Origin of the sequence: Stenotrophomonas rhizophila (assembly GCF_020857975.1) — a bacterium.
In the GTDB taxonomy this organism is placed as follows: domain Bacteria; phylum Pseudomonadota; class Gammaproteobacteria; order Xanthomonadales; family Xanthomonadaceae; genus Stenotrophomonas; species Stenotrophomonas rhizophila_C.
Window position 1 is genome coordinate 19895 of sequence record NZ_JACWUO010000012.1, and the last position, 22062, is coordinate 41956.

The following is a 22062-nucleotide window of genomic DNA, read 5'->3' on the forward strand; positions in this document are numbered from 1 at the left end:
TTTGTTTCGTTGGATCGATTGGATCAAGGTTTCGCGAGCTTCGCGAAGCGTGCGGAAGCGCGTGTTTAGCATTGATAGGGCGGGGCAAGCTGGTGACGAGGTGATGCGGCCATGCACGCCACTTGATCCTATGGAGAACGTCAATGTCACGCCAAATGACTTCCATTCTACTGCTGGTCGGATTAATTACAGCGGCGAACCTTCTTCTCGTCGCGTCGGTGCGCGGTGCAAGTGCAGAGTCGCTGCAGTTAGAACGCGATGTCGAGCTCGATACCTTGTTGACGCAGCGCGCTCGATATGCCTTGGAACGGGTGGCGCTGGTAGGCGGTCAGTTGCGCCCCCGGCATGTCGATGCCTCGCTGAACATCGCAACCGGGGTGATTACGGTGCGCCTGGACAGGTCATTTCTTCCTGAGGACTACGGCCCTTCATTCGAGGACCAGAGAAGCAACATAAACAACGGCTTGATCTATGAGGCCGAAAAGTTCGCTCCAGTCAGTACCGTGGAGTACCTGTATGACGGCAAGGACATCTACCACTACTTTCCCGAAGTCAAGGCTGCCGATGACGCTGCCCGCTTGGAAGGCGAGCGGCGGCGGCAAGCGACGGGACGGTCCGGGATGGCAGTTGTTGCGGCAGGCCATGGTTATTTCATGAGCTATAGGACCAATACGTGGGTAACCTCCCGCGACGAGCACAACGGTGTGAGCGAGGGGTTGCTGACGCCTTTGTATGCAGGTGAGTTGAGGGCTTTGGTGGAGGCTCGTAGTGGTATGGCAGTCACAAGGGCCCGCGTACAGGAGGCAGGTACGACTCATCCGGAGAGTGGATTCGAGTGGTGGACCATGGCCGCGCGCTATGCAATCGCGCAGCAATACCCCATGGAGACCGGGATATGGAATACATACGCAGGCAGTACGCTATGGGACAGGGAAGAGCGGGAGGACATCAATAGCAGGCCAAAGCTAGCCAACCACGTCGGGGCAAATGTGCTGATACATCTTCACAGCAATGGCGAAGACAGCGGCGTGGTGCGTGGTAGCCGGGTCATAGTCCAGCCGGGCCGGGCTGTTGACGCTGCACTGGGACGTAGTGTGCTGTGCTCAATGAAAGAGCTGATACAAAGTAGGGCCGGCTATGAGGCTTTTGTGGTGGCGCCCGCCCCGCATGTTGATAACAAAGGGGAGAATCGAGAGGCGCACATGCCGTCAATAATCGTTGAAACGGCATTTCATACCAATCCTGATGATGCAGCTGCGCTACTCGATCCAGAATTCCGCATCGCCTCAATGAAAGGCGTCGAAAAAGGCTACCGCCTGTTCCGCGAAGGCAAGGACTGCAAGCCGCTCAAGGGCGAAGCCATCGAGGATGTCAGCATGTCCCAGGGCGCTTCGCGCGAGATCGAGGTGCCGTTCGAGGGCTATCCGCAGTATCCGTTGCGTATCGTGACGCGCAACGTGGGGTGCCCGCCGGGCTGGGTGTGTCGCGGCAGCGAGATCACCGTGGACGCACCGCAGCCGACGCCGTTGAAGATCGCGTTGTCCTGCAACAACAGCGGTTCGGCACCATTGTTCTGGGAGACTTCGCTGGTTGACGATGACGGGGTCAAATCGGTGCCGGTCCGGTATCGGCAGCAGTGCATCCGTAGTTCGTAGGCCGGGTTGACACGGGATGGCTGCGCCACCGCTGGCTCAGTATTCGGGTAGCCGCGTTTGATGCTTCGTTGGCTGGGAGTGAGCATGAAGACATTCCGTCGTTGGCGGTGGGCTGCGCTGATGCTGCTGGTGGTTGGCAGCGGGACCTCGTGGGCGACGGTCGCGCAACAACGGTCGGCAGGGTCTGTCGTAGAGAGCGATACGGGGCTGGATCTGCTGCTTACGCGCGAAGCGCAGCGGATACTGGATGCCGATCGGCTCAAGCGATCCAAGCCGCCGAACGTAACCGTCAAGGCGAGGGCGGACATCGCCGGAGATCGGGTGATCATTGACTTCGGGCCAGGGTTTTTGCCGGCGCAGGATGACAGCTCGACGGAGGAAATTGAGCAGTACATCAGCAACAGCCTGCGCGTCTATGCAGAAAAGGCGGGCCTTCACGAGGTGCAGGTGGATGTTTTGTATGAAGGGCTTCCGTTTGAGCATTACTTTCCAGGGCCATACTCCCGGGAGGGCGGTGGAGCTGCGGACAAAAATGAAGCTGGGTCACGCCACTATGCGTCGCAGCTGCCAGGCTTGAGCTGCCATGGCGCCACATAGCCCACACCACCAACAAAAAGACCGGCGCACTGCGCCGGCCTTCCGTTGCTACTGCGCCGGTGCTGCCCGGCCTCAGCCCAACGCGCCCTTGGCGTCCAGGTAACGCTCGGCGTCCAGCGCGGCCATGCAGCCAAAACCGGCCGAGGTGATGGCCTGGCGGTAGTGCTGGTCGGCGACGTCGCCGGCGGCGAACACGCCTTCCACCGAGGTCTGGGTGGCGTTGCCGCCCAGGCCAGAACGGATGTCCAGGTAGCCGTTGTTCATGTTCAGCTGGCCATCGAACAGGCTGGTGTTGGGGTGGTGGCCGATGGCCACGAAGAAGCCGTGCGCCTCGATGTCGCGGGTGCTGCCATCCAGGGTGGACTTCACCCGCACGCCGGTGACGCCGGCGTCGTTGCCCAGTACTTCGTCCACCTGGTGGTGCCAGACGGTCTCGATCTTGCCGGCGGCGACCTTGGCGAACAGTTTGTCCTGCATGATCTTTTCCGCCTTGAGGGTGTCGCGGCGGTGCACCAGGTAGACCTTGCGGGCGATGTTGGACAGGTACAGCGCCTCTTCCACGGCCGTGTTGCCGCCGCCCACCACTACCACGTCCTGGTCGCGGTAGAAGAAGCCGTCGCAGGTGGCGCAGGCCGACACACCGCGGCCCTTGAAGGCTTCTTCCGACGCAATGCCCAGGTACTTGGCGGTGGCGCCGGTGGCGATGATCAGCGCGTCGCAGGTGTACTCGGCGCTGTCGCCGATCAGCCGGAACGGGCGCTGGGACAGGTCGGCGGTGTGGATGTGGTCGAAGATCACCTCGGTCTCGAAGCGTTCGGCGTGGGCCTGCATCCGGCTCATCAGGTCCGGGCCCATCAGCCCGTGCGCGTCGCCGGGCCAGTTGTCCACTTCGGTGGTGGTCATCAGCTGGCCACCCTGCTGCAAACCGGTGATCACCACCGGCTTGAGGTTGGCGCGGGCGGCGTAGACCGCGGCGGTCCAGCCGGCCGGGCCGGAGCCGAGGATGACGAGCTTCTGGTGGCGGGAGGGCAGGGAATGGCTCATGTAGACTCGCGTTAAGGTGATGGGGCGGGGCGCCGGTGGTGATTGCACGGCGTCCAAGGCAGGTCATAGAGTGGCGGCAGGGGCGGGGCGATTCAAGGCGGCCGGTGGAACGCCGCAGCCCAGCCGGCGCGCGACCGGGCCCGGTGCCGGGGTTTTGGCGTGGCCGCGCCGGGAAGCTGTACCGACTGACAGCCGGTACCTACCCCCGGTGGCGGTTGGTCGTTTATTATCAAGCACTAACAGTGCATTCCCAAGGTGTGGTCTAAGGTGGCGAAGCAGCTCCCGGAACGATCCAAGTCCCCTGACAGCAAGCCGGCGTCGCGCAAGGCCGCGCCCGCGCCTGCGCCTGCCGACAACCCGCGGCGGCAACGGCTGTGGCGCGACCTGGGCCTGATCGCCATCGCCCCGGCGCTGCTGTACCTGGTGGCCAGCCTGTTCACCTATTCGGCCTCCGACCCGGGCTGGTCGCATACCGGCAGCGTGGTCGCGCCGGTGCAGAACATGGGCGGCCGCGTGGGTGCCTGGGTGGCCGATGTGCTGCTGCAGCTGTTCGGCTATGTCGCCTTCGTCCTGCCGATCGTGCTCGGTGCGCTGGCCTGGATCGCCATGTTCGGGCTCAAGCGCGAGAGCAAGGGCGAGCATGACCTGGACCCGGCGCTGCGGCTGGTCGGCCTGGTCGGCTTCCTGATCGCTGGCACCGGCTTCCTGCACGTGCGCCTGTTCACCGGCGATGTGGCCCATGCCGGCGGCATCCTCGGCCGGCTGGTCGGCAATTCGCTCAGTGCCGGCTTCGGCGCGCTGGGCGCCAACCTGTTCGTGCTGGTACTGCTGCTGGCCTCGATCACCCTGGCCACCGGCATCTCCTGGTTCGTGGTGATGGAAAAGATCGGCCGCTGGGTGCTGGCGCTGCAGCCGATGCTCAACAAGAAGAAGGAACAGGCCACCGAATGGCAGCAGACCCGCGCCATGCGCGAAGAACGCCAGGAAGTGCGCAAGGTCGATGCCGAGGTACGCGCCAAGCGCGAGCCGGTCAAGATCGAGCCGCGCCCCGAGCCGGTGCTGGAGAAGAGCGACCGCGCCAAGCGCGAGACCCAGATCCCGATGTTCCGCGGGGTCAATGGCGATGGCTCGGACCTGCCGCCGCTGGCGTTGCTGGATGATCCCAAGCCGCAGCCCAAGGGCTACGACGAGGACACCCTGGAAACGCTGTCGCGGCAGATCGAGTTCAAGCTCAAGGACTTCCGCATCGAGGCCCAGGTGGTGGGCGCCTACCCGGGCCCGGTGATCACCCGCTTCGAGATCGAGCCGGCGCCGGGCATCAAGGTCAGCCAGATCAGCTCGCTGGACAAGGACATCGCGCGCGGGCTGTCGGTCAAGTCGGTGCGGGTGGTCGATGTGATCCCGGGCAAGTCGGTGGTGGGGCTGGAAATCCCCAACGTCACCCGCGAGATGATCTACCTGTCCGAACTGCTGCGCTCCAAGGAGTACGACAAGTCGGCCAGCCCGCTGACCCTGGCGCTGGGCAAGGACATCGCCGGCCGCCCGACCGTGGCCGACCTGGCGCGCATGCCGCACCTGCTGGTGGCCGGTACCACCGGCTCGGGCAAGTCGGTGGCGGTCAACGCGATGGTGCTCAGCCTGCTCTACAAGGCCTCGCCGAAAGACCTGCGGATGCTGATGATCGACCCGAAGATGCTCGAGCTGAGCGTCTACCAGGGCATCCCGCACCTGCTGGCGCCGGTGGTCACCGACATGAAGGAAGCCGCCAACGGCCTGCGCTGGTGCGTGGCCGAAATGGAGCGGCGCTACAAGCTGATGAGCGCGGTGGGCGTGCGCAACCTGGCCGGCTTCAACAAGAAGGTCAAGGACGCCGAGGACGCCGGCCAGCCGATGATGGACCCGCTGTTCAAGCCCAACCCGGAGCTGGGCGAGGCGCCGCGCCCGCTGGAGACGTTGCCGTTCATCGTGATCTTCATCGACGAATTCGCCGACATGATGATGATCGTCGGCAAGAAGGTCGAAGAACTGATCGCGCGCCTGGCGCAGAAGGCGCGTGCGGCCGGCATCCACCTGATCCTGGCCACCCAGCGCCCGTCGGTGGATGTGATCACCGGCCTGATCAAGGCCAACATCCCCACCCGCATCGGCTTCCAGGTCAGCTCCAAGATCGATTCGCGCACCATCCTGGACCAGTCCGGCGCCGAAACCCTGCTTGGCCACGGCGACATGCTGTACCTGCCGCCGGGCACCGCGTTGCCCGACCGCGTGCACGGCGCGTTCGTGTCCGACGAGGAAGTGCACCGGGTGGTCGAACACCTCAAGGCCAGCGGCCCGGCCGACTACATCAGCGGCGTGCTCGATGAAGTGCAGATGATGGGCGATGGCGTGGTGGTGGGCGCCGGCGGCCTGCCCGAGGCCAGCGGCGGCGGTGGCGATGAGTCCGACCCGCTGTACGACGAGGCCCTGCGCATCGTCACCGAAACCCGCCGCGCCTCGATCTCCGGGGTGCAGCGCCGCCTGAAGATCGGCTACAACCGTGCCGCGCGCCTGATCGAGGCGATGGAAATGGCCGGGGTGGTCAGCCCGCCCGAACACAACGGCGACCGCAGCGTGCTGGCGCCGCCCCCACCGAAATAACCACGCCGCTGCGATGAACGCACCGGCGTGCGCCCGGCATTGACCGCGCATGCCGCCGCCCGGCCGCGTACCAAGGAACCTGCAATGAAGCCGATGGTCTGGATGATGTGGGGCGGGCTGGCGTTCGCGCCGGCCCTGGCACTGGCCGCTGCCGCGCCACCACCGGCGGCCGCGCCACCGGCTCCGGTCGCCCCGGCCGCGCCTGCGCCGGCCAGCGAGGCCCAGGCCAGCAACAACTACAGTTTCGTGCGCTACCGCGCCGATTACGTAGTGCGCGCCGATGCCGGCAACGTGCAGACCGAAGAGTATGAAATCCTGCTCAAGACCAAGGCAGCGGTAGAGCAGTTCAGCCAGGTGCGGCTGAGCTACAGCGAAAAGATGGAAACCCTGGAAGTACTGGCTGCCTACACGCTGACCGCCGATGGCCAGCGCCGCGACGTGCCGGCCGACCGCATCTACACCCAGGAAAGCTATTCCAGCGCCGCGGCGGCGATGTATGCCGACCGCAAGGTGCGGGTGGTGGTATTTCCCAACCTGGCGCCGGGCACGCGGGTGGTCTACCGCACCCGGCGCACCCAGACCACGCCGTATTTCCCGGGCTATTTCGGGCTGTGGGAAACCTTCAGCGTGTTCACCCAGTACGACGATGCGCAGGTCACCCTGAGCGCCCCGGCCAGTTTGCCGATGCACGTGCAGCAGCGCGGTGTGCAGGGCAGCGACCAGCCGCGGATCCGTGGTGGGCAGGCGCAGTGGGAATGGCGCTACCGGCGCACCGATCCGCTGCAGGCGCAGAACTGGTCGGCCGCGGCATGGGAATTCAGCCCGACCATCATGGCCAGCACCTACCGCGACTGGGCGCAGGTGGGCCAGGCCTACCAGCTCAAGGGCGGGCTGGCGGCCAAGGTCACCCCCGGCATCCAGGCCCTGGCCGACCAGCTCACCGCCGGCATCGTCGACCGCCGCCAACAGGCTGCGGTGTTGTACCGCTGGGTGTCGCAGAACATCCGCTACGTGGCGGTGTACCTGGGCAACGGCGGGCTGGAGCCCAACCCGGCGCAGCGCATCCTGGACAACCACTATGGCGACTGCAAGGACCACGTGGTGATCCTGGAGGCGCTGCTGGCCGCGCGCGGCATCGACAGCACGCCGGTGCTGATCGGCGCCGGCGGCGGGCCGAGCCTGCCGGCGATCCCGCTGCTGGGCCGCTTCAACCATGCCATCACCTATGTGCCCGAGTTCGATCTGTACCTGGATTCGACCAGCGCCTATGCACGCTTCGGCCAGCTGCCCGACGGCGACCTTGGCGCGCCGGTACTGCATACCCGCCAGGCCGTGCTGGCGCGCACCCCGGACAACGATGCCACGCGCAACGGCGCCGGGCTGGAGGTCGGCTTCCAGTTCGATGCGGCCGGCAACCTGTCCGGGCAGACCGTGCTGCAGCCTGGCGAGGTGGGCGAGATTGGAATGCGCGGCTCCTTTGCCCGGCTCAACGCGCAGAACCGCGCGCGGGTGGAGGAGTCGATCATGGCGTCCTCCGGCTTCGATGGCAGCGGCACGCTGACCCTGCTCGGCGACCCGCAGGACCTGACCCGGCCGTTCAACTACCGCTACGACTTCCGCGCCAGCGACTACGTCGATTTCGGCGTGGTCGGCGGCATGCTGCTGCCCGACGCGCCCGGCGGCGAATCGTTCCGCGACATCTACGCCACCGCCTCGGCGCCGGACAACGCCACCCCGTTCTACTGCAACGACAGCCTGCGCGAGGAAACCTACCGGCTGGCATTCCCGGCCGGGGTGCCTATCGTGGCGATCCCGCGCAGCCAGCGGTTCCAGAACGCCGCCGGCGAATACCGCCTGGACTGGAGCCGGCAGGGGCAGGTCGTCGTTGCCCGCCATCGCCTGCACCAGCGCGCGGTGCGCGGCCCGCAGGCGCTGTGCCAGCCGCAGGACTACGCCGCCTTCCGTGCGCTGTACCAGCAGGTGCGGCGCGGCTTCCGCGGCCAGGTGGTGTATGGCGACCTCGGCAGCGTCCAGGCCGGCCCGTAGCGGGACGGCCGTGTCGCCGACGCGGCGGGGCGGTGCATACTATTCCTGATCGCCCATTCAGCTTGGCATGGGCACACTGCCTTCCATCCTTCACTTTCGTCTGGATACCCGCATGCACACCTCCTTCCGCCGCTATCTGGTCGCCGCCACCCTGGTCGTGGCCAGCGTCGGTTCGGCCTCGGCCTGGGCCGGCGCCCGCGATGAGCTCAACCGGTTCACCCAGGGCCTGAAGGGCCTGGACGGGCAGTTCAGCCAGCAGGTGTTCGACAGCAAGGGCAAGATCAAGGAAACCACCAGCGGCCGGGTCGCGCTGTCGGCGCCGCGGCTGTTCCGTTGGGAGTACATCAAGCCGCACGAGCAGCTGATCGTGGCCGATGGCAAGAAGGTCTGGGTGTACGAGCCGGACCTGGAGCAGGCCACGGTGCGTGCACAGGGCGCGCAGGAGCAGAACAGCCCGCTGACCGCGCTGATCAACCCGGCGCTGCTGGACAAGCAATACGACGTCAGCCAGGAAGCGGCCGCGCGCGATGGCCTGCAGTGGTTGTCGCTGACCCCTAAGCGCGAGACCGATACCGCTTTCCAGTACGCCGCGCTGGGCTTCAACGCCCAGGGCCTGGCCCGGATGGAAGTGGTGGACGCGGTGGGCCAGCGCACGGTGATCAGCTTCACCGGCTGGAAGCGCAACCCGGCCTTTGCCGCCGGCACCTTCAGCTTCGCCGCGCCCAAGGGTACCGACGTCATCGGCGAGTAAGGCCGAGGCCCTGCTGTTGCCGGGCCTTGCCCGGCGGTTTGTTCGTGATCTTGATCTACCTCCCCCTTGGAGCGAGCCGAGCATCGCAATCCCATTCGTCCGGGAACAGACGCGTAGCGACGCGTTCTTCACTATGGACATTCATTGCTACGGAGGCGCGGGCGAAGAGGCGCGGGCCAAGCATGAAGCGTGCTGAGGGCTGTGCGGCAACGCATGGGCGCGTGGCGACGCGTTGGAATAACGGGCGCCCGCTGGTCTAGGGGCGCGAGCGCAGCGAGTTCCGCGCCGTCCCCCGATGACGCGAGAAGCGCAGGGCACCGACGGGCAAAGCCCGGCGGCGAGCGGACGGGGGCGTGTTCTTTGGTTACTTTCTTGCACGAGCACCAGCGCCGCAGGAGCGGCGCGGAACAGCGTAGCTGGCCCGTAGGGTGGCGCACACGGATGTGCGACATCAGAAAGTGACTCGCGCCCCGAAGGGGCACGAAACGCATTTGATCCTGCCTGGCTTCATGAGGAGCCGGCCAGCGGCCGGCACTACCAGGGCGACCCCAGGCCCGGTGCTGCCAGCGGAGGCGCGGTGTCAGGCCGGTCACGGTAGAATAAGCACGTGGCCAGAAACCGAACGACATTCAACGGGCCCGATCTGCTGAGCGTGGATCGGGACAACATGCGTCCGCTCGCCGAGCGCATGCGCCCGCAGACCCTGGACGAGATGGTCGGGCAGAAACGCCTGCTCGCGCCGGGCAGCGCGCTGCGCCGCGCGGTCGAATCCGGGCATGTGCATTCGATGATCCTGTGGGGCCCGCCGGGCTGCGGCAAGACCACCCTGGCGCTGCTGCTGGCCCATTACGCCGATGCCGAATTCCGCGCGATCTCGGCGGTGCTGTCAGGCCTGCCCGAGGTGCGCCAGGTGCTGGCCGAGGCCGCGCAACGCTTCGCCGAAGGACGGCGCACGGTACTGTTCGTCGACGAGGTGCACCGCTTCAACAAGGCCCAGCAGGATGCGTTCCTGCCGCATATCGAGCGCGGCACCATCGTGTTCGTCGGCGCCACCACCGAAAACCCCTCGTTCGAACTGAACTCGGCGCTGCTCTCGCGCTGCCGCGTGCATGTGCTTGAATCGGTGTCGCCGGCCGATATCGTCGAGGCGCTGCAGCGCGCACTGGACGATGTGCCGCGCGGGCTGGCCGGGGAGGGGCTGCAGGTAGCGCCCGAATCGCTGCTGGAGATTGCCACCGCCGCCGACGGCGATGTGCGCCGCGCCCTGACCCTGCTGGAGATCGCCGCCGAACTGGCCGGCGGTGACGGTGGCCGGATCAGTCCGGAGATGCTGGTGCAGGTGCTGGCCGACCGTACCCGCCGCTTCGACAAGGGCGGCGAACAGTTCTATGACCAGATTTCGGCATTGCACAAGTCGGTGCGCAGCTCCAACCCCGATGCCGCGCTGTACTGGCTGACCCGGATGCTCGATGGCGGCTGCGATCCGTCCTACCTGGCGCGGCGCCTGACCCGCATGGCGATCGAGGATATCGGCCTGGCCGACCCGCGCGCGCAGTCGATGGCGCTGGAAGCCTGGGATATCTACGAGCGGCTGGGCAGCCCGGAAGGCGAGTTGGCGTTCGCGCAGCTGGTGCTGTACCTGGCCAGCACCGCCAAGTCCAACGCCGGCTACGCCGCCTTCAACCTGGCCAAGGCGGAAGTGCGGGAAACCGGCACCCAGGAGGTGCCGCTGCACCTGCGCAACGCACCGACCAAGCTGATGAAGGAGCTGGGCTACGGCAAGGCCTACCAGTACGACCACGACGCCGACGGCGGTATCGCGCTGGACCAGACCGGTTTCCCCGATGCGATGGGCGAGCGGGTGTACTACCAGCCGGTGGCGCGCGGGCTGGAGATCAAGTTGAAGGAAAAGCTCGACCGCTTGCGTGCGGCCCGGGCGCAGGCCCGCGCCGACAAGGACGGCGGTGATGGGTGATTTCGCGCTGTGGTGGCAGCAGCTGGGCCTGGTGATGGCCGGCGGCGCGCTGGGCGCGGCACTGCGTTTCATGGTCGGCGATGCGCTGCTGCGCCAGTTCGGCAATGGTTTCCCCTGGGGCACGCTGACGGTGAATCTGGTCGGCGCCTTTGCCGCCGGTTACGTGATGGTGTGGCTGCAGGGCCGTGGCCATGCGGCGGTGTACTGGCGCGCGTTCCTGCTGGTGGGCATCCTCGGCGGCCTGACCACGTTCTCTTCGATGATGCTGGAGACGCTGCTGTTGGCGCGCAGCGATCGCGGCCTGATGTTGCCGCTGTACCTGGGCATCAGCCTGGCCGGCGGCATGGCCCTGGTCTGGGCCGGCGCGCGGCTGGCCGACGCCTGGCGCTGAGGGCAGGGCGGCCCTGCCTGGGCGTCACCCCGCATCAACCGTCGACCGGCGCCACGAAGGCATGACCCGGTGTAGGGTCGCATCCCCGATCGATTGCCGACCTTGCTGATCGATGCGGCGAAGGCATGGCGCCGTCCGAAACACGGGCTCCGTTTGAGGTCATGCCTCCAACGGCCGATCACCGCTGTGGGCAGTCGATCGGGATGCGACCCTGCCAAGGCGCAGCGCAACCATTTGATGCAGCCCCGGCATGCCCCCTGGTAGGGTCGCATCCCCGATCGACTGCCGACCCTGCCGACCGGTGCGGCGAAGGCATGGCGCCATTCGAAGCGCAGGCTCCGTTCTAGGTCATGCCTTCGAGGGCCGATCAGCGTTACGGGCAGTCGATTGGCATGCGACCCTACCATTACCCCACGCGCTGCATCACACGCACGCAATGTGCGGATTAACGCCGAAAACGCTGGATTAAAGTGATGTCTCACGATATCGTGCGCGCCCCCGTTCGCATCTTCGTCCGTCATGCGCGATGAACAAGACCCCGGCACCCTGGAACTGACGCTGCCGCGCAAACGCGGCCGTCCGCCCACGTTCGGCTATGCGATGACCGATGCACAGCGTGCGGCACGCTACCGCGCGCGCCGCGCCGGCCAGGCCGACCACGCCGATGTGCGCAGCTGCAGCGACATGGTGCTGCTGGACAAGATCCGCGCGGCGATCAGCAGCAAGGACCCGGAGTTGACCGGGTTCCTGGTGCACGTGCTGTGGCAGCGTTACCCCCTGCAGCTCAAGTAGGTGCGCCTGCGCTGCCCGGCTCAGGTGATCGCGTCGGTGTCCAGCGCGGCGATCACCTGTTCCAGGTGCCGCAGCAGGCGGTCGATTTCGCGCCGCTCCGGTGCGATCTCCACGTCGAGTGCATACAGGTCGCCAGACACTTCGGCCGCCGCCGGCTGGCCAAGAGTCTGCAGCACCCCAGGTGGTGCGGGTGGTGCGGGAGGCCGGCGTGCGCCGGCGCTGCTGTTCCATCCTGCGCAGCGATACGGCCAGGTGGTAGCCGCTCATGTCGGCCAGGCTGCAGTAGCACGGCATCGAATCGGGCGACAGCACCCGGTGCTGGGCCGGACCCACCGCCACCCGCACCACGCGCGTCATCGGCACCGATGGCGCGGCCATCGGCACGGCTGAAGGCAGCAGCAGCGCGCCTGGGGTGCCGGGAGCGGCAAACCGCCACGCCAGCTCAACCGGGGTTGCCTGCCTTTGTCTCGCCGCGCGCCAGGCTGCGCGCCAGCCGCTGGCCGGCATCGCGCAGGCGTTCACGCAGGGCCGGCGGGCCCAGCACCTCGAACTCAAGTTCCAGCGCCATCAGCCAGTACACCACCGACCCCAGTGGGTTGGCCCCGCAACGTAGCAGGCAGCGTTGTTCATCCACCGCTTCCAGCGTTCCGGCCGAGGCCGGGATCTGGTTGCGCAGTGTGGCCAGCGGCGCGTGCAGGATGATCCGAGCCTGCTCGGCGTACTGGCCCAGCGACAGCGCCTGCACCACCCATTGGCGCAGGTCGCCATCGCCGGGCCCCGGGCGGGGGCTGAAATGCGCGCCCACGCTGGGCGCACCGACGATGCGGTCGATGCGGAAGGTGCGCCAGTCCTGGCGGGTGGTATCCCAGGCCACCAGGTACCAGCGCCGGTCGGTATGCACCACGCCCTGCGGTTCGGTGAGGCGCTGGCTGGGCTGGCCGGTGCGGTCGGAATAGTCGAAGCGCAGCTGCAGCTGGTCGCGGCAGGCGCCGGCCAATGCGGCCAGCAGGCCGGCATCGACCACCGGGCCCACCTGGTCCAGCGGCAGGATCGCCGAACGCAGGGCGTCCAGTCGCTTGCGCAGGCGCGGCGGCATCACCTGTTCCAGTTTGACCAGGGCGGTGATGGCGGTCTGTTCGATGCCGCTGACCGTGCCGGTCACCGCGGTGCGCAGTGCAACCGCGGCGGCCAGGGCTTCCTCGTCGTCCAGCAGCAGCGGCGGCAGCGCGCGACCGGCGCGGAACGCGTAGCCGCCGGCCACGCCGCTGCTGGCCTGGATCGGGTAGCCGAGCTGGCGCAGGCGGTCGATGTCGCGGCGCAGGGTGCGCGGATGCACGCCACTGCGTTCGGCGAGTGCGCTGCCGGCCCAGTGCGGGCGCGATTGCAGCAGCGACAGCAGGCTCAGCAGGCGGGCGGAGGTGGTCAGCATGGGGGCAGGGTGGCCGCTATCGAGGACAGGAACTGGCCGCAATGGTGGCTAGCCTGTGGCCAGGGTGCAAGGCCGTCCCCTGCGGGATCCAGGCCGCACCGTTTGTTCACCCTCGATCATCCACAAGGAATTGCATATGTCCCTCGTCTACTATTGGCACCCGATGTCCAGCGCTACCCCGGTTACCTGTGCCCTGGCCGAACTGGGCGTGCCGCACGAGCGGGTCAGGATCGACATCCGCAGCAGCGAACAGCGCACCGCCGAGTACCTGGCGATCAACCCCAATGGCAAGGTGCCTTGCCTGGTGGTCGATGGCACCCCGCTGTTCGAAGGCCTGGCGATCCTGCAGTGGCTGGGGGCGCAGCATGGCGTTGCCCAGGGCCTGTGGCCGGCCGAGGGCACGCCCGAGCGCCTGCAGGCGTTGTCGTGGACCAGTTGGGCCTATGTCACCTATATGACGGTATTGAATCGGCTGTGGCTGGCCACCCAGGACGAGGCGCTGCGTAGCCCGGGCCACGCTGCCGCGGCCCTGGCCGCCGTCAATGAACTGCTGGACCTGCTGCAGGCGCGGCTGTCGGCGCAGCGCTGGATGCTGGGTGCGGACTATTCGCTGGCCGACCTGGTGGTGGGCTCGGTGGTGGGCTATGGCGTGTATCTGGGTGCCGGCGTCGAGGCGCATCCGGCGGTCAAGGCCTGGCTGACCGCCGTGCAGGCGCGCCCGGCGCTGCAGGGCGAGGTCTAAACCGCCGGCACCCGCCCCGCCGTTGTGCGGCGGGGCGGGTGGTATTTGCCGTGTGCATGCCGCGCATGCCGAAATTTAACTGGTGCATGCCCGGGAGGCGGCCCTATCGTGGCCGCCATCCCCTTGTCGCGGTGCCGCCCATGAACCTCTCGTCGTACCGCCTGCTGCTGCCGGCCCTGCTGTTGCTGGCCACGCCGGCGTTTGCCGCCGAGCAGGCCGACCTGATCATCCATCACGCCACCGTGGTCGATATCGAGCACGAACGTACCGTGCCCGGCCAGAGCGTGGTGGTGCGCGGCGATGACATCGTCGCCGTCGGCGATGACCAGGCCATCGCCCGGGCGTGGACCGCGCCGCATCGTATCCAGGCCAAGGGCCGTTACCTGATTCCGGGCCTATGGGACATGCATGTGCACTTCGGCGGGGGCCCGGACCTGATCGAAGAGAACAAGGCCCTGCTGCCGCTGTATATCGCCCATGGCATCACCAGCATCCGCGATGCCTCCGGCGACCTGCCCGGGCAGGTGCTGCAGTGGCGCGCACAGATCCGCGGCGGCAGCCTGGCCGGCCCGCAGTTGTTCACCTCCGGGGCCAAGATCGAAGGCCTCAAGCCGGTCTGGAAGGGCACGATCGAGGTGGGCAGTCAGGCCGATCTGGATGCGGCCTTCGTACGGCTCAAGCGCGACCAGGTGGACTTCGTCAAGATCACCGACAGCGCCCTGACCCCGGACCTGTTCCTGGCCGCGGTGCGTGGCGCGCGCGCCAACGGCCTGCGCGCGTCCGGGCATATTCCGATGGCCTTGACCGTGCAGCAGGCGGTCGATGCCGGGATCAGTTCGATCGAGCACCTGGACTATGCCTACAAGGCCGGGGTCAAGGATGAGGCGGCGATCGCCGCGGACTTCGCCGCCGGCCGCATCGACCGTGCGCAGGCCAACCAGCGCCTGGACGCCGGCTTCGATCGCGCCACCGCGATGGCCGCCTACCGCGGTTTCGCCGCCAAGGGCGTGTATGTCACCCCGACCCTCAACGGTGGGCGCATCCTGGACTTCCTGGACCAGGACGACCACGCCCACGATCCGTACCTGGCCTATATCGGCCCGAAGCTGCAGGCAACCTATGCGTGGCGGGTGGAACGCGCGGCCAAGGCCAGCCCGGCGCAGATCCAGGCGCGGCACGATGGCTACCACCGGGTGGCAGCGGTGCTGCCGCTGCTGCAGCAGGCCGGTGTCACCATCATGGCCGGCACCGACGCGGGCTTTCTCAATTCATTCAACTATCCCGGCATCGGCCTGCACGATGAGCTGGACCTGTTCGTCAAGGAAGGGCTGACCCCGGCGCAGGCGCTGTCGGCGGCCACCCGCGCCGGTCCGGCCTGGTTCGGCACGCTGGACCGCTACGGTGGCATCGCCGCCGGCAAGGCTGCCGACCTGGTGCTGCTGCAGCGTAATCCGCTGGAGGACATCCATGCCACCCGCAGTATCGATACGGTCGTGCTGCGCGGGCAGGTATACGATCGCAAGGCGCTGGATGCGCTGCTGGAACAGACCCGCGCCAAGGTGGGCGCATGGCAGGCGGCGCGCGATTGAATGCAGGTCCGAGCCGTGCACGGACCTGCGCGGGTAGATTCGACCCATGGTCGGATGGGCGCTCACAATTTTCGTAAAACGCAGCTCCGCCAGCCCATTTGAAACAAATTGCATGTCAATCCGCACCCTGCGGCCCCATCATCGCCGCCACGCCGAGAGGCAGCGGCGACATCGGCGTACGCACTCTCGGCTTTCTTCCGCCTAGAGATGATGCCTACATGCGTTCGATGCTGCTTCCGTTCAACCGCTATGCCCAGTGTTCCGGCCGATCTGGTCGCAAGGAATACTGGAGGTTCATCCTATTTACTATGCTGGTGACGATTGCCTGCTACGCCGTCATAGGTGTTGGTGCGGCGATGGAGAGTAGCTTGCTTTCCGTCAGTGGCATGGTTGTGCTGGCGCTATTTTCGCTCGCCTGCTTCGTCCCCACCGTCACGGTGACCGTCAGAAGGCTGCATGACAGCAATAAGCCGGACTGGCTTGTACTGCTGATCCTGATCCCGTTGGGCGCGTTGGTCGTGCTGTTCATGATGCTGCTGCCCGGCACGCCTGGCGACAATCGTTTTGGCCCGCCCGACACGCGTGCCTGAGGAGTTGCGATGAACAATCTACTGCTGCCCTTCCGCAGGGCGCTGGATTTCTCCGGACGATCGGATGTCAAGGAGGCGCGTCCGCTGGTTCTGGTTGTTGGCTGGACGTTGATTGCTTGCGTTGGCCTGATGATTTACGGCGTATCCGCAGAAGCGTATCGGGTCCGAACAGGGATGACGCCGCCCATCCGCGCGGGTGCAATGATCGGCTCTGCCGTGCTGGTCGCAACGATCTGGCCGCTGACTGCACTGCTGGTCAGGCGGCTGCATGATGGCAATCGCTCGGCCTGGTTCATGCTGCTTTCGCTGATTCCGTCGGTCGGTCCGTTGATCATGGTGTATTTCATGCTCGTCGAAGGTGACAAGGACGAGAACCGTTACGGCGCTCCATTTGCAAGACCGTAGTATCGCCAATACGAAGCCGATAGCGTCAGTCGCGGTGCCTTGATTGCGTCTGTCTCTGCGAACGGTGTTTGGGATTTTGCGAGCCGGGCGTTGATCCCGGGAGCTGGGAGAGTGAGTCGGTTGGATCGCCGGCTGGGCGCTTGATTCGCGTTTGGCTGGCGACACCACGCCTCAAGCACCCCGTACCTCGCCGTATGGCAAGTTGGGCGTCGAACGCGAGGTGGCTTGCGACAGCCCGGACCTGTCAATACCCGATTCAGCCATCGAAAACTACCTGAACAGCTGTTATCCTGCGCGCCGCCCTGTTCCGTGGCGCGCAGCCGCGGTCACGGAGATGCAGGGCTTACTACTTTCAGGATGAAGTGACTCCAATGAAATCCATGCTGCTTCCGCTTAAGCGTTATGCCCAGTTCGATGGCCGTGCCGGCCGCAAGGAATACTGGATGTTCCAGCTGTTCCTGTTCCTGGTGATCCTGGTCGGCTATGCCGGCATGGGCATTGGCGTGGCGATGGAGAGCAACCTGCTGACCGGCCTGTTCGGCGTGCTGCTGGGCGTGTTCTCGCTGGCGGTGATCGTTCCGGCGATCGCGGTGGGCATCCGCCGCCTGCACGACATCGACAAGTCCGGCTGGTTCCTGCTGGTGGGCCTGATCCCGTTCGTCGGCGGTCTGGTGCTGCTGGTGTTCAACGTGCTGCCGGGCACCCCGGGCGACAACCGCTTCGGCCCGGTGCCGCCGACGGTCTGATCCGGCCTGCGTGCTGATGTACCGAGCGCCCCGCATTGCGGGGCGTTTTTTTTGGTTCCTCGCCGATTTATGGGGAGCCAGCAGCGAACTGCAGGCTCAGATCAAAGGCAGCGACTCATCTATGTGCGGATTGGGCTGGCGCGGGTGGGTTGGCGGGACACGCCGTGAACCCCTCCTTGGGGGCTTGGCGAAAACATCCATGTTTTCGACAGTCCCGCCAACCCACCCACGCCAACCCTTCATACATTGCTGGTACTCACAGAAAACGGCAGATCCGAGCTACGGTCAGACAGCCTGGCGTCCAAAGAATGCTGTCCGATCGCGGGTCGGAACTACCTGCGATGGTAGGGCCTGGAACAGGCTGCGTAGACCCGACCGTTGATCGGCCGCTGTTGCCGTTGCTGTTGCCGTTGCTCGCGATCTTGATCTACCTCCCCCTTGGAGCGAGCCGAGCATCGCAATCCCATGCGTCCGGAAACGGGCGCGTTGCGACGCGTTCTTCACTACGGAAATTCGTTGTTACGGAGGCGCGGGCGTGTTCTTTGGTTACTTTCTTGCACGAGCACCAGCGCCGCAGGAGCGGCGCGGAACAGCGTAGCTGGCCCGTAGGGTGGCGCACACGGATGTGCGACATCAGAAAGTGACTCGCGCCCCGCAGGGGCACGAAACGCTTTTGAGTTTGTCCGCGAAGCAGAACAGCAACGCCAATGCATCCGGACAATGGCTGGTTGTAGTTCCGCAAATAGGCGAAGGACCTTTTTTTGCCGATCTGCGCGACTGCGTCGGCGTAGTGGAGGCCATGCCGAGCGCCACGCGACAGTGGCGTGACCGCTGCACGCGCGGTTGTGAATTGTTCAATCAGGTGCCCACCGCGTGCACGCCCAGGGCGGCGCCGCGCACGTCCGGGTAACGCGCGTGCGCCCAGGATGGATTCACCGGCGACGATCACGTTGCCGATCACTGGAGATACCGTCATGGGCAACCAGAACAATCCGCAGCAGAACCAGCAGAACGCGCCGGGCCAGAACAATCGGCAGGGTCAGCCCGGCCAGCAGAACCAGCAGAACCAGCAGGACCGCGACAACCAGCGCCAGGGCCAGCAGCAACAGCAGCAGGATGCCGACCAGAACCGGCGCGAGCGCGGCGGCCAGCAGGGCGGGCAGGACGAGGAAGAATAAGCGTTGTCGCAGCCGAAACGGTCAATGCGTCCGGCCGGGATGGCCGGACGTTTTGTTTGGCGCGCCGCATCGCTTGAGTGGGCGTATCCTGTGCAGCCCATGCATCGGCACTGCCGCTGCACCTGTTGCTGCAAGGATGATGAACATGAAGGTTGTACCCCTGCCCCGTGCGCTGGCCTGCGCGCTGCTGCTGGCCACTGCAGGCGCCGCCGCTGCGGCTGCGCCGACCGCGTCGATCGAATCGCTGCTTGAAAACAGCTCCCGCGTGACCGTGCGCCAGGGACAGGTGGCCGGGCAGGTCATCGACCAGGCACAGTTGCAGCAGTATGCCAACGGCGACAGCATGTTGCTGCAAGGCGGCGCCGACACCGCCGATGGCGAGCCGATCCTGATGATCCTGTGCGGGCAATCGGTGTACTTCAATATGGTGGGCGGGTTGCCGGATGCGGTGAACGTGCAGGGTGATGCATTGAAGGCTGCGCGCATGGGGCAGTACATGGCCTTGCTCGGCGGCGTGGCGATGGTGCAGGGCACCGCCGGCAAGGCGCTGATACTGCCCGAGCCCGGCGCACGCCTGGAAACCACCGCCGAAACGTCCTGGGCCTACGGCAAGGAGCGCTTCGCGCTGGAGGTGGAGCGCCCGGACCCGCAGCGGCTGCGGATTCTGATGACCAAGCTGGCCACGCTCACCACCACGCCGGCGTCCGCGCCCGACGATGCGTTCAGCACGGACGACGACCGCGCCGCGCGCTTGGCCGAACTGGAGCCGGTGGGGGCGTGGCGCGAGCTGCTGGTATCCACCGCCGCCCGGCAGGCGCAGGTGCCTGACCAGATGACGCTGCAGGGATGGGAGGCCAATGAGGGCGCGACGCCCACGACGGTGGAGCGGGCACGCAACGGCTGCTCCCCGCGCTGAGTGTGCGGCGTCGGGCCCGGCCGTCGTCGGGCAGGGGCAGGCAGTCGCGCGGCATCGGCTGAAGATCGATCCCAAGGGCGCCTGCGGGAGCCCTTGTGCATTGGCTCAGCCGATCGCATGGCCGATGGCGTGGGCGGTGGCCAGGTGCGGGGCGGCATCGGTGCTGTCCACCTCCAGCAACAGCGTGGACGAGACCACCTGCGCGCCGCAGTAGTCGAAGATGCCGGTATCGATCTGGGCCTTCATCGCCGTGTCGTAGCCGCGCTTGGACCAGGTGCGCTGATCGGCGCCGCCCAGCCCGACCAGGTGCACCCGAAGCCGCTGCAGTTTCTTGACGACGCGGCCGTCGGCCTCGGCCTCGGCATAGGCCCAGCCATTGGAGAACACCCGATCGATCCAGCCTTTGAGCTGGGCGGGCATCGACCACCAGTACACCGGGAACACCAGTACCAGGGTGTCCACGTGGTCCAGCCGGGCCTGCTCGGCCAGCACGTCGTCCGGGAACGGCTGGCGCTGGTGGTGCGCGTCGACGTCGGCCTGGCGGTAGCGCGGGTCGAAGCCTTCGGCGCTGAGGTCGGCCAGCGTCACGCTGGCTTCGGGCCGGGCGCTGGTGATGCCGTTGCCGATGGCTGCGGCGACGGCATGGGTAAGCGAGTCCGGCGAAGGGTGGGAAAGCACGATCAGGGTGCGCATGCGATGGATCCGGTCGGGGAGGGGGTGTATGCTGCGGGCAACTTACCTTCCGTAAGTTACTAATCGTAAGTTACTGGTGGTATATAACGATGTCAAGCCCATCCTCCGTTCCTGCCGATGCCGCGCCGCGCCGTCGCCTGAGCCGTGCCGACCGGGTCCAGCAGCTGCTGGACCAAGCTTGGCGGCTGGTCCGCGAGGAGGGCACCGAAGCGTTGACGCTGGGCCGGCTGGCCGAGCAGGCCGGGGTGACCAAGCCGGTGGTGTATGACCACTTCGGCAGCCGCGCCGGCCTGCTGGCCGCGCTGTATCGACAATTCGACCAGCGCCAGGCGGCGGTGATGGAGGCGGCCTGGGCCGCCAGCGGGCCCACCTTGCAGGACAAGGCCGAGGTCATCGCGCAGTCGTACGTGGCCTGTGTACAGACCCAGGGCCGCGAGATCCCCGGGGTGATGGCCGCACTGGCCGGCACGCCGGAACTGGCCCGGCTCAAGCGCGCCTACGAAACGGTGTTCATCGAGCAGTGCCGCCGTCTGCTGGTGCCATTCGCGCCATCTGGCGCGCTGTCGGCGGCCGGCCTGTGGGGCATGCTGGGCGCTGCCGAAGGGCTGGCCTATGCGACGGTCAACGGCGATGTCACCGCGGAGCAGGCGCAGCAAGAGCTGGCCGCGGCGATCGTGGCAATGGTCGCCCGCAGTTGATGCAGGCCCCGATGGCAGCATCACGTTGCCGCACTGATCTATGTGATACGCATTCGCATTTAGGGTAGACTGGCGCGTCCCCCTATGAAGCGGGTTGTGCGGCTGCGTGCTGCCACCCCCCGAGTGCCGATGACGTTGTTTTTTGCGGCCCGCGGCCGCCCATTGCCCGCCCTGTTGCCGCTGGCCGGCCTGCTCCTGAGCCTGGCCTGCGTGGTGCCGGCCGCGTCGGCGCAGCAGCGCAACCCGCAGCAGCGGGTCGGCAACACCATCTTCGAGCAGAAGGCCGAGAGCTACCGCTTCGAGCGCTTCAGCCTGGACAGCCCGGATCGGCAGCGCCGCTGGCAGGTCAATGTCGGCATTCCGCTGCGTGCCGGCAAGGCGCCGGCGCCGGTGCTGTACATGCTCGACGGCAATGCCGCGGCGATGGTGATGGACCAGGCCCTGCTGGCCGAGCTGGCCGGCAAGGCGGCACCGGTGCTGGTGTTCATCGGCTACGACAACGACCTGCGCATCGATTCGGCGGCGCGCACGATCGACTACACCGCCTGGATCGACCGTGCCGCCGATGAAAACGGCGCGCCGACGGTGGCCGGCGGTGGCGCGTTCGCGTTCCAGGACCTGATCGAACGCCGGATCAAGCCGGAAGTGGAAAAGCGCGCGCGCATCGACCGCAGCCAGCAGGCGTTGTGGGGCCATTCGCTGGGCGGCCTGTTCGTGTTGAGCAGCCTGTACACGCGCCCGGCCGCATTCCAGTACTACCTGGCGGCCAGCCCGTCGCTGTGGTGGAGCCAGGGCGCGCCGCTGGGCGACATGGAACAACAGTTCCTGCACAGCCAGCACGGCCAGGCCGCGAAGGTCTGGATCATGCTGGGCGGTGCCGAGCGCGTCGGCGACCGCGGCAAGCGCGATATGGGCAACCCGCGCGTGGTCGCGCACCTGCGCCGCATCGGCGGTGCCAGCCCGGATGCGGCCATGCACCTGGCCCGGCGCCTGGGCGCGCTGCCCGGGTTGGAGGTGCAGTACCGCGAATTCCCCGGGCTGGGCCACGGCCCGATGCTGCAGGCCTCGCTGCAGGCAGCGCTGAGCGTGTTGTACGGCGTTGCCGACCGCAGCACGACGCTGCCCCCGGCGCAGCCCTGAGCGCGGCGCCACCGATTCGGCACGCCCCGCGCGTGCTTCCGCTACCCA

General features: G+C 66.8%; 21 protein-coding genes. 17 read left to right on the forward strand and 4 right to left on the reverse strand.

Going from position 1 to position 22062, the window contains the following annotated elements:
* The first annotated feature begins 143 nt into the window (after positions 1-143).
* Entirely contained in the window at positions 144-1655 is a 1512-nt protein-coding gene (locus IC535_RS12500) for an N-acetylmuramoyl-L-alanine amidase family protein (RefSeq protein ID WP_228886960.1), read from the forward strand.
* 84 nt (positions 1656-1739) lie between these two features.
* Complete coding sequence (locus IC535_RS12505) at positions 1740-2252, forward strand: hypothetical protein (RefSeq protein ID WP_228886961.1); 513 nt, start codon at positions 1740-1742, stop codon at positions 2250-2252.
* A gap of 72 nt (positions 2253-2324) precedes the next feature.
* Here the strand turns inward: IC535_RS12505 and trxB are convergent, their stop codons facing one another.
* Positions 2325-3296, reverse strand: coding sequence for a thioredoxin-disulfide reductase (trxB, locus tag IC535_RS12510; RefSeq protein WP_228886962.1), 972 nt, complete (start codon positions 3294-3296; stop codon positions 2325-2327).
* Positions 3297-3563: 267 nt separating this feature from the next.
* On the opposite strand from trxB, the gene IC535_RS12515 reads away from it, so the two are divergent.
* From IC535_RS12515 to IC535_RS12540, 6 genes are all read left to right on the forward strand, one after another.
* Positions 3564-5933: a DNA translocase FtsK gene (locus IC535_RS12515; RefSeq protein ID WP_228886963.1), complete on the forward strand. Its 2370-nt coding sequence runs from the start codon at positions 3564-3566 to the stop codon at positions 5931-5933.
* A gap of 84 nt (positions 5934-6017) precedes the next feature.
* Positions 6018-7979, forward strand: a complete 1962-nt coding sequence (locus IC535_RS12520) for a DUF3857 domain-containing transglutaminase family protein (protein ID WP_228886964.1) — start codon at positions 6018-6020, stop codon at positions 7977-7979.
* A 112-nt stretch (positions 7980-8091) separates the two neighbouring features.
* Entirely contained in the window at positions 8092-8730 is a 639-nt protein-coding gene (gene lolA / locus IC535_RS12525) for an outer membrane lipoprotein chaperone LolA (protein ID WP_228886965.1), read from the forward strand.
* Between the two features lie 667 nt (positions 8731-9397).
* On the forward strand, positions 9398-10705 hold the full coding sequence (locus tag IC535_RS12530; protein WP_228887049.1) for a replication-associated recombination protein A: 1308 nt from the start codon (positions 9398-9400) through the stop codon (positions 10703-10705).
* Positions 10698-11096, forward strand: a complete 399-nt coding sequence (crcB, locus tag IC535_RS12535) for a fluoride efflux transporter CrcB (protein WP_228887048.1) — start codon at positions 10698-10700, stop codon at positions 11094-11096. The genes IC535_RS12530 and crcB overlap by 8 nt, the downstream gene beginning before the upstream one ends.
* A 519-nt stretch (positions 11097-11615) precedes the next feature.
* The gene (locus IC535_RS12540) at positions 11616-11888 is read left to right on the forward strand and encodes a hypothetical protein (protein WP_228887047.1); all 273 of its coding nucleotides are present in this window, start codon (positions 11616-11618) and stop codon (positions 11886-11888) included.
* 20 nt (positions 11889-11908) lie between these two features.
* Here IC535_RS12540 and IC535_RS12545 read toward each other — a convergent pair whose 3' ends face one another.
* Positions 11909-12064: a hypothetical protein gene (locus tag IC535_RS12545; RefSeq protein ID WP_228887046.1), complete on the reverse strand. Its 156-nt coding sequence runs from the start codon at positions 12062-12064 to the stop codon at positions 11909-11911.
* A gap of 266 nt (positions 12065-12330) precedes the next feature.
* The gene (locus IC535_RS12550; RefSeq protein WP_228887045.1) at positions 12331-13317 is read right to left on the reverse strand and encodes a helix-turn-helix transcriptional regulator; all 987 of its coding nucleotides are present in this window, start codon (positions 13315-13317) and stop codon (positions 12331-12333) included.
* A gap of 136 nt (positions 13318-13453) precedes the next feature.
* Here IC535_RS12550 and IC535_RS12555 point away from each other — a divergent pair, with 136 nt between their 5' ends.
* From IC535_RS12555 to IC535_RS12585, 7 genes are all read left to right on the forward strand, one after another.
* Complete coding sequence (locus IC535_RS12555; RefSeq protein ID WP_228887044.1) at positions 13454-14059, forward strand: glutathione S-transferase family protein; 606 nt, start codon at positions 13454-13456, stop codon at positions 14057-14059.
* Positions 14060-14199: 140 nt separating this feature from the next.
* Positions 14200-15648, forward strand: coding sequence for an amidohydrolase family protein (locus IC535_RS12560; protein WP_228887043.1), 1449 nt, complete (start codon positions 14200-14202; stop codon positions 15646-15648).
* Positions 15649-15866: 218 nt separating this feature from the next.
* A complete protein-coding gene (locus IC535_RS12565) occupies positions 15867-16238 on the forward strand; it encodes a DUF805 domain-containing protein (protein WP_228887042.1) in 372 nt (123 codons plus the stop codon).
* Between the two features lie 9 nt (positions 16239-16247).
* On the forward strand, positions 16248-16643 hold the full coding sequence (locus IC535_RS12570; RefSeq protein ID WP_228887041.1) for a DUF805 domain-containing protein: 396 nt from the start codon (positions 16248-16250) through the stop codon (positions 16641-16643).
* A 371-nt stretch (positions 16644-17014) separates the two neighbouring features.
* The gene (locus IC535_RS12575) at positions 17015-17389 is read left to right on the forward strand and encodes a DUF805 domain-containing protein (RefSeq protein ID WP_228887040.1); all 375 of its coding nucleotides are present in this window, start codon (positions 17015-17017) and stop codon (positions 17387-17389) included.
* A 974-nt stretch (positions 17390-18363) separates the two neighbouring features.
* Entirely contained in the window at positions 18364-18567 is a 204-nt protein-coding gene (locus IC535_RS12580) for a hypothetical protein (RefSeq protein ID WP_228887039.1), read from the forward strand.
* Positions 18568-18712: 145 nt separating this feature from the next.
* The gene (locus IC535_RS12585) at positions 18713-19483 is read left to right on the forward strand and encodes a hypothetical protein (protein ID WP_228887038.1); all 771 of its coding nucleotides are present in this window, start codon (positions 18713-18715) and stop codon (positions 19481-19483) included.
* A 105-nt stretch (positions 19484-19588) separates the two neighbouring features.
* Here IC535_RS12585 and IC535_RS12590 read toward each other — a convergent pair whose 3' ends face one another.
* On the reverse strand, positions 19589-20176 hold the full coding sequence (locus IC535_RS12590; protein WP_228887037.1) for an NAD(P)H-dependent oxidoreductase: 588 nt from the start codon (positions 20174-20176) through the stop codon (positions 19589-19591).
* An 89-nt stretch (positions 20177-20265) separates the two neighbouring features.
* Here IC535_RS12590 and IC535_RS12595 point away from each other — a divergent pair, with 89 nt between their 5' ends.
* Positions 20266-20874 carry a TetR/AcrR family transcriptional regulator gene (locus IC535_RS12595; RefSeq protein WP_228887036.1) on the forward strand — a complete coding sequence of 203 codons (609 nt, stop codon included), beginning with the start codon at positions 20266-20268 and terminating at the stop codon, positions 20872-20874.
* A 129-nt stretch (positions 20875-21003) separates the two neighbouring features.
* The gene (locus IC535_RS12600; protein ID WP_228887035.1) at positions 21004-22014 is read left to right on the forward strand and encodes an alpha/beta hydrolase; all 1011 of its coding nucleotides are present in this window, start codon (positions 21004-21006) and stop codon (positions 22012-22014) included.
* Positions 22015-22062: the final 48 nt, after the last annotated feature.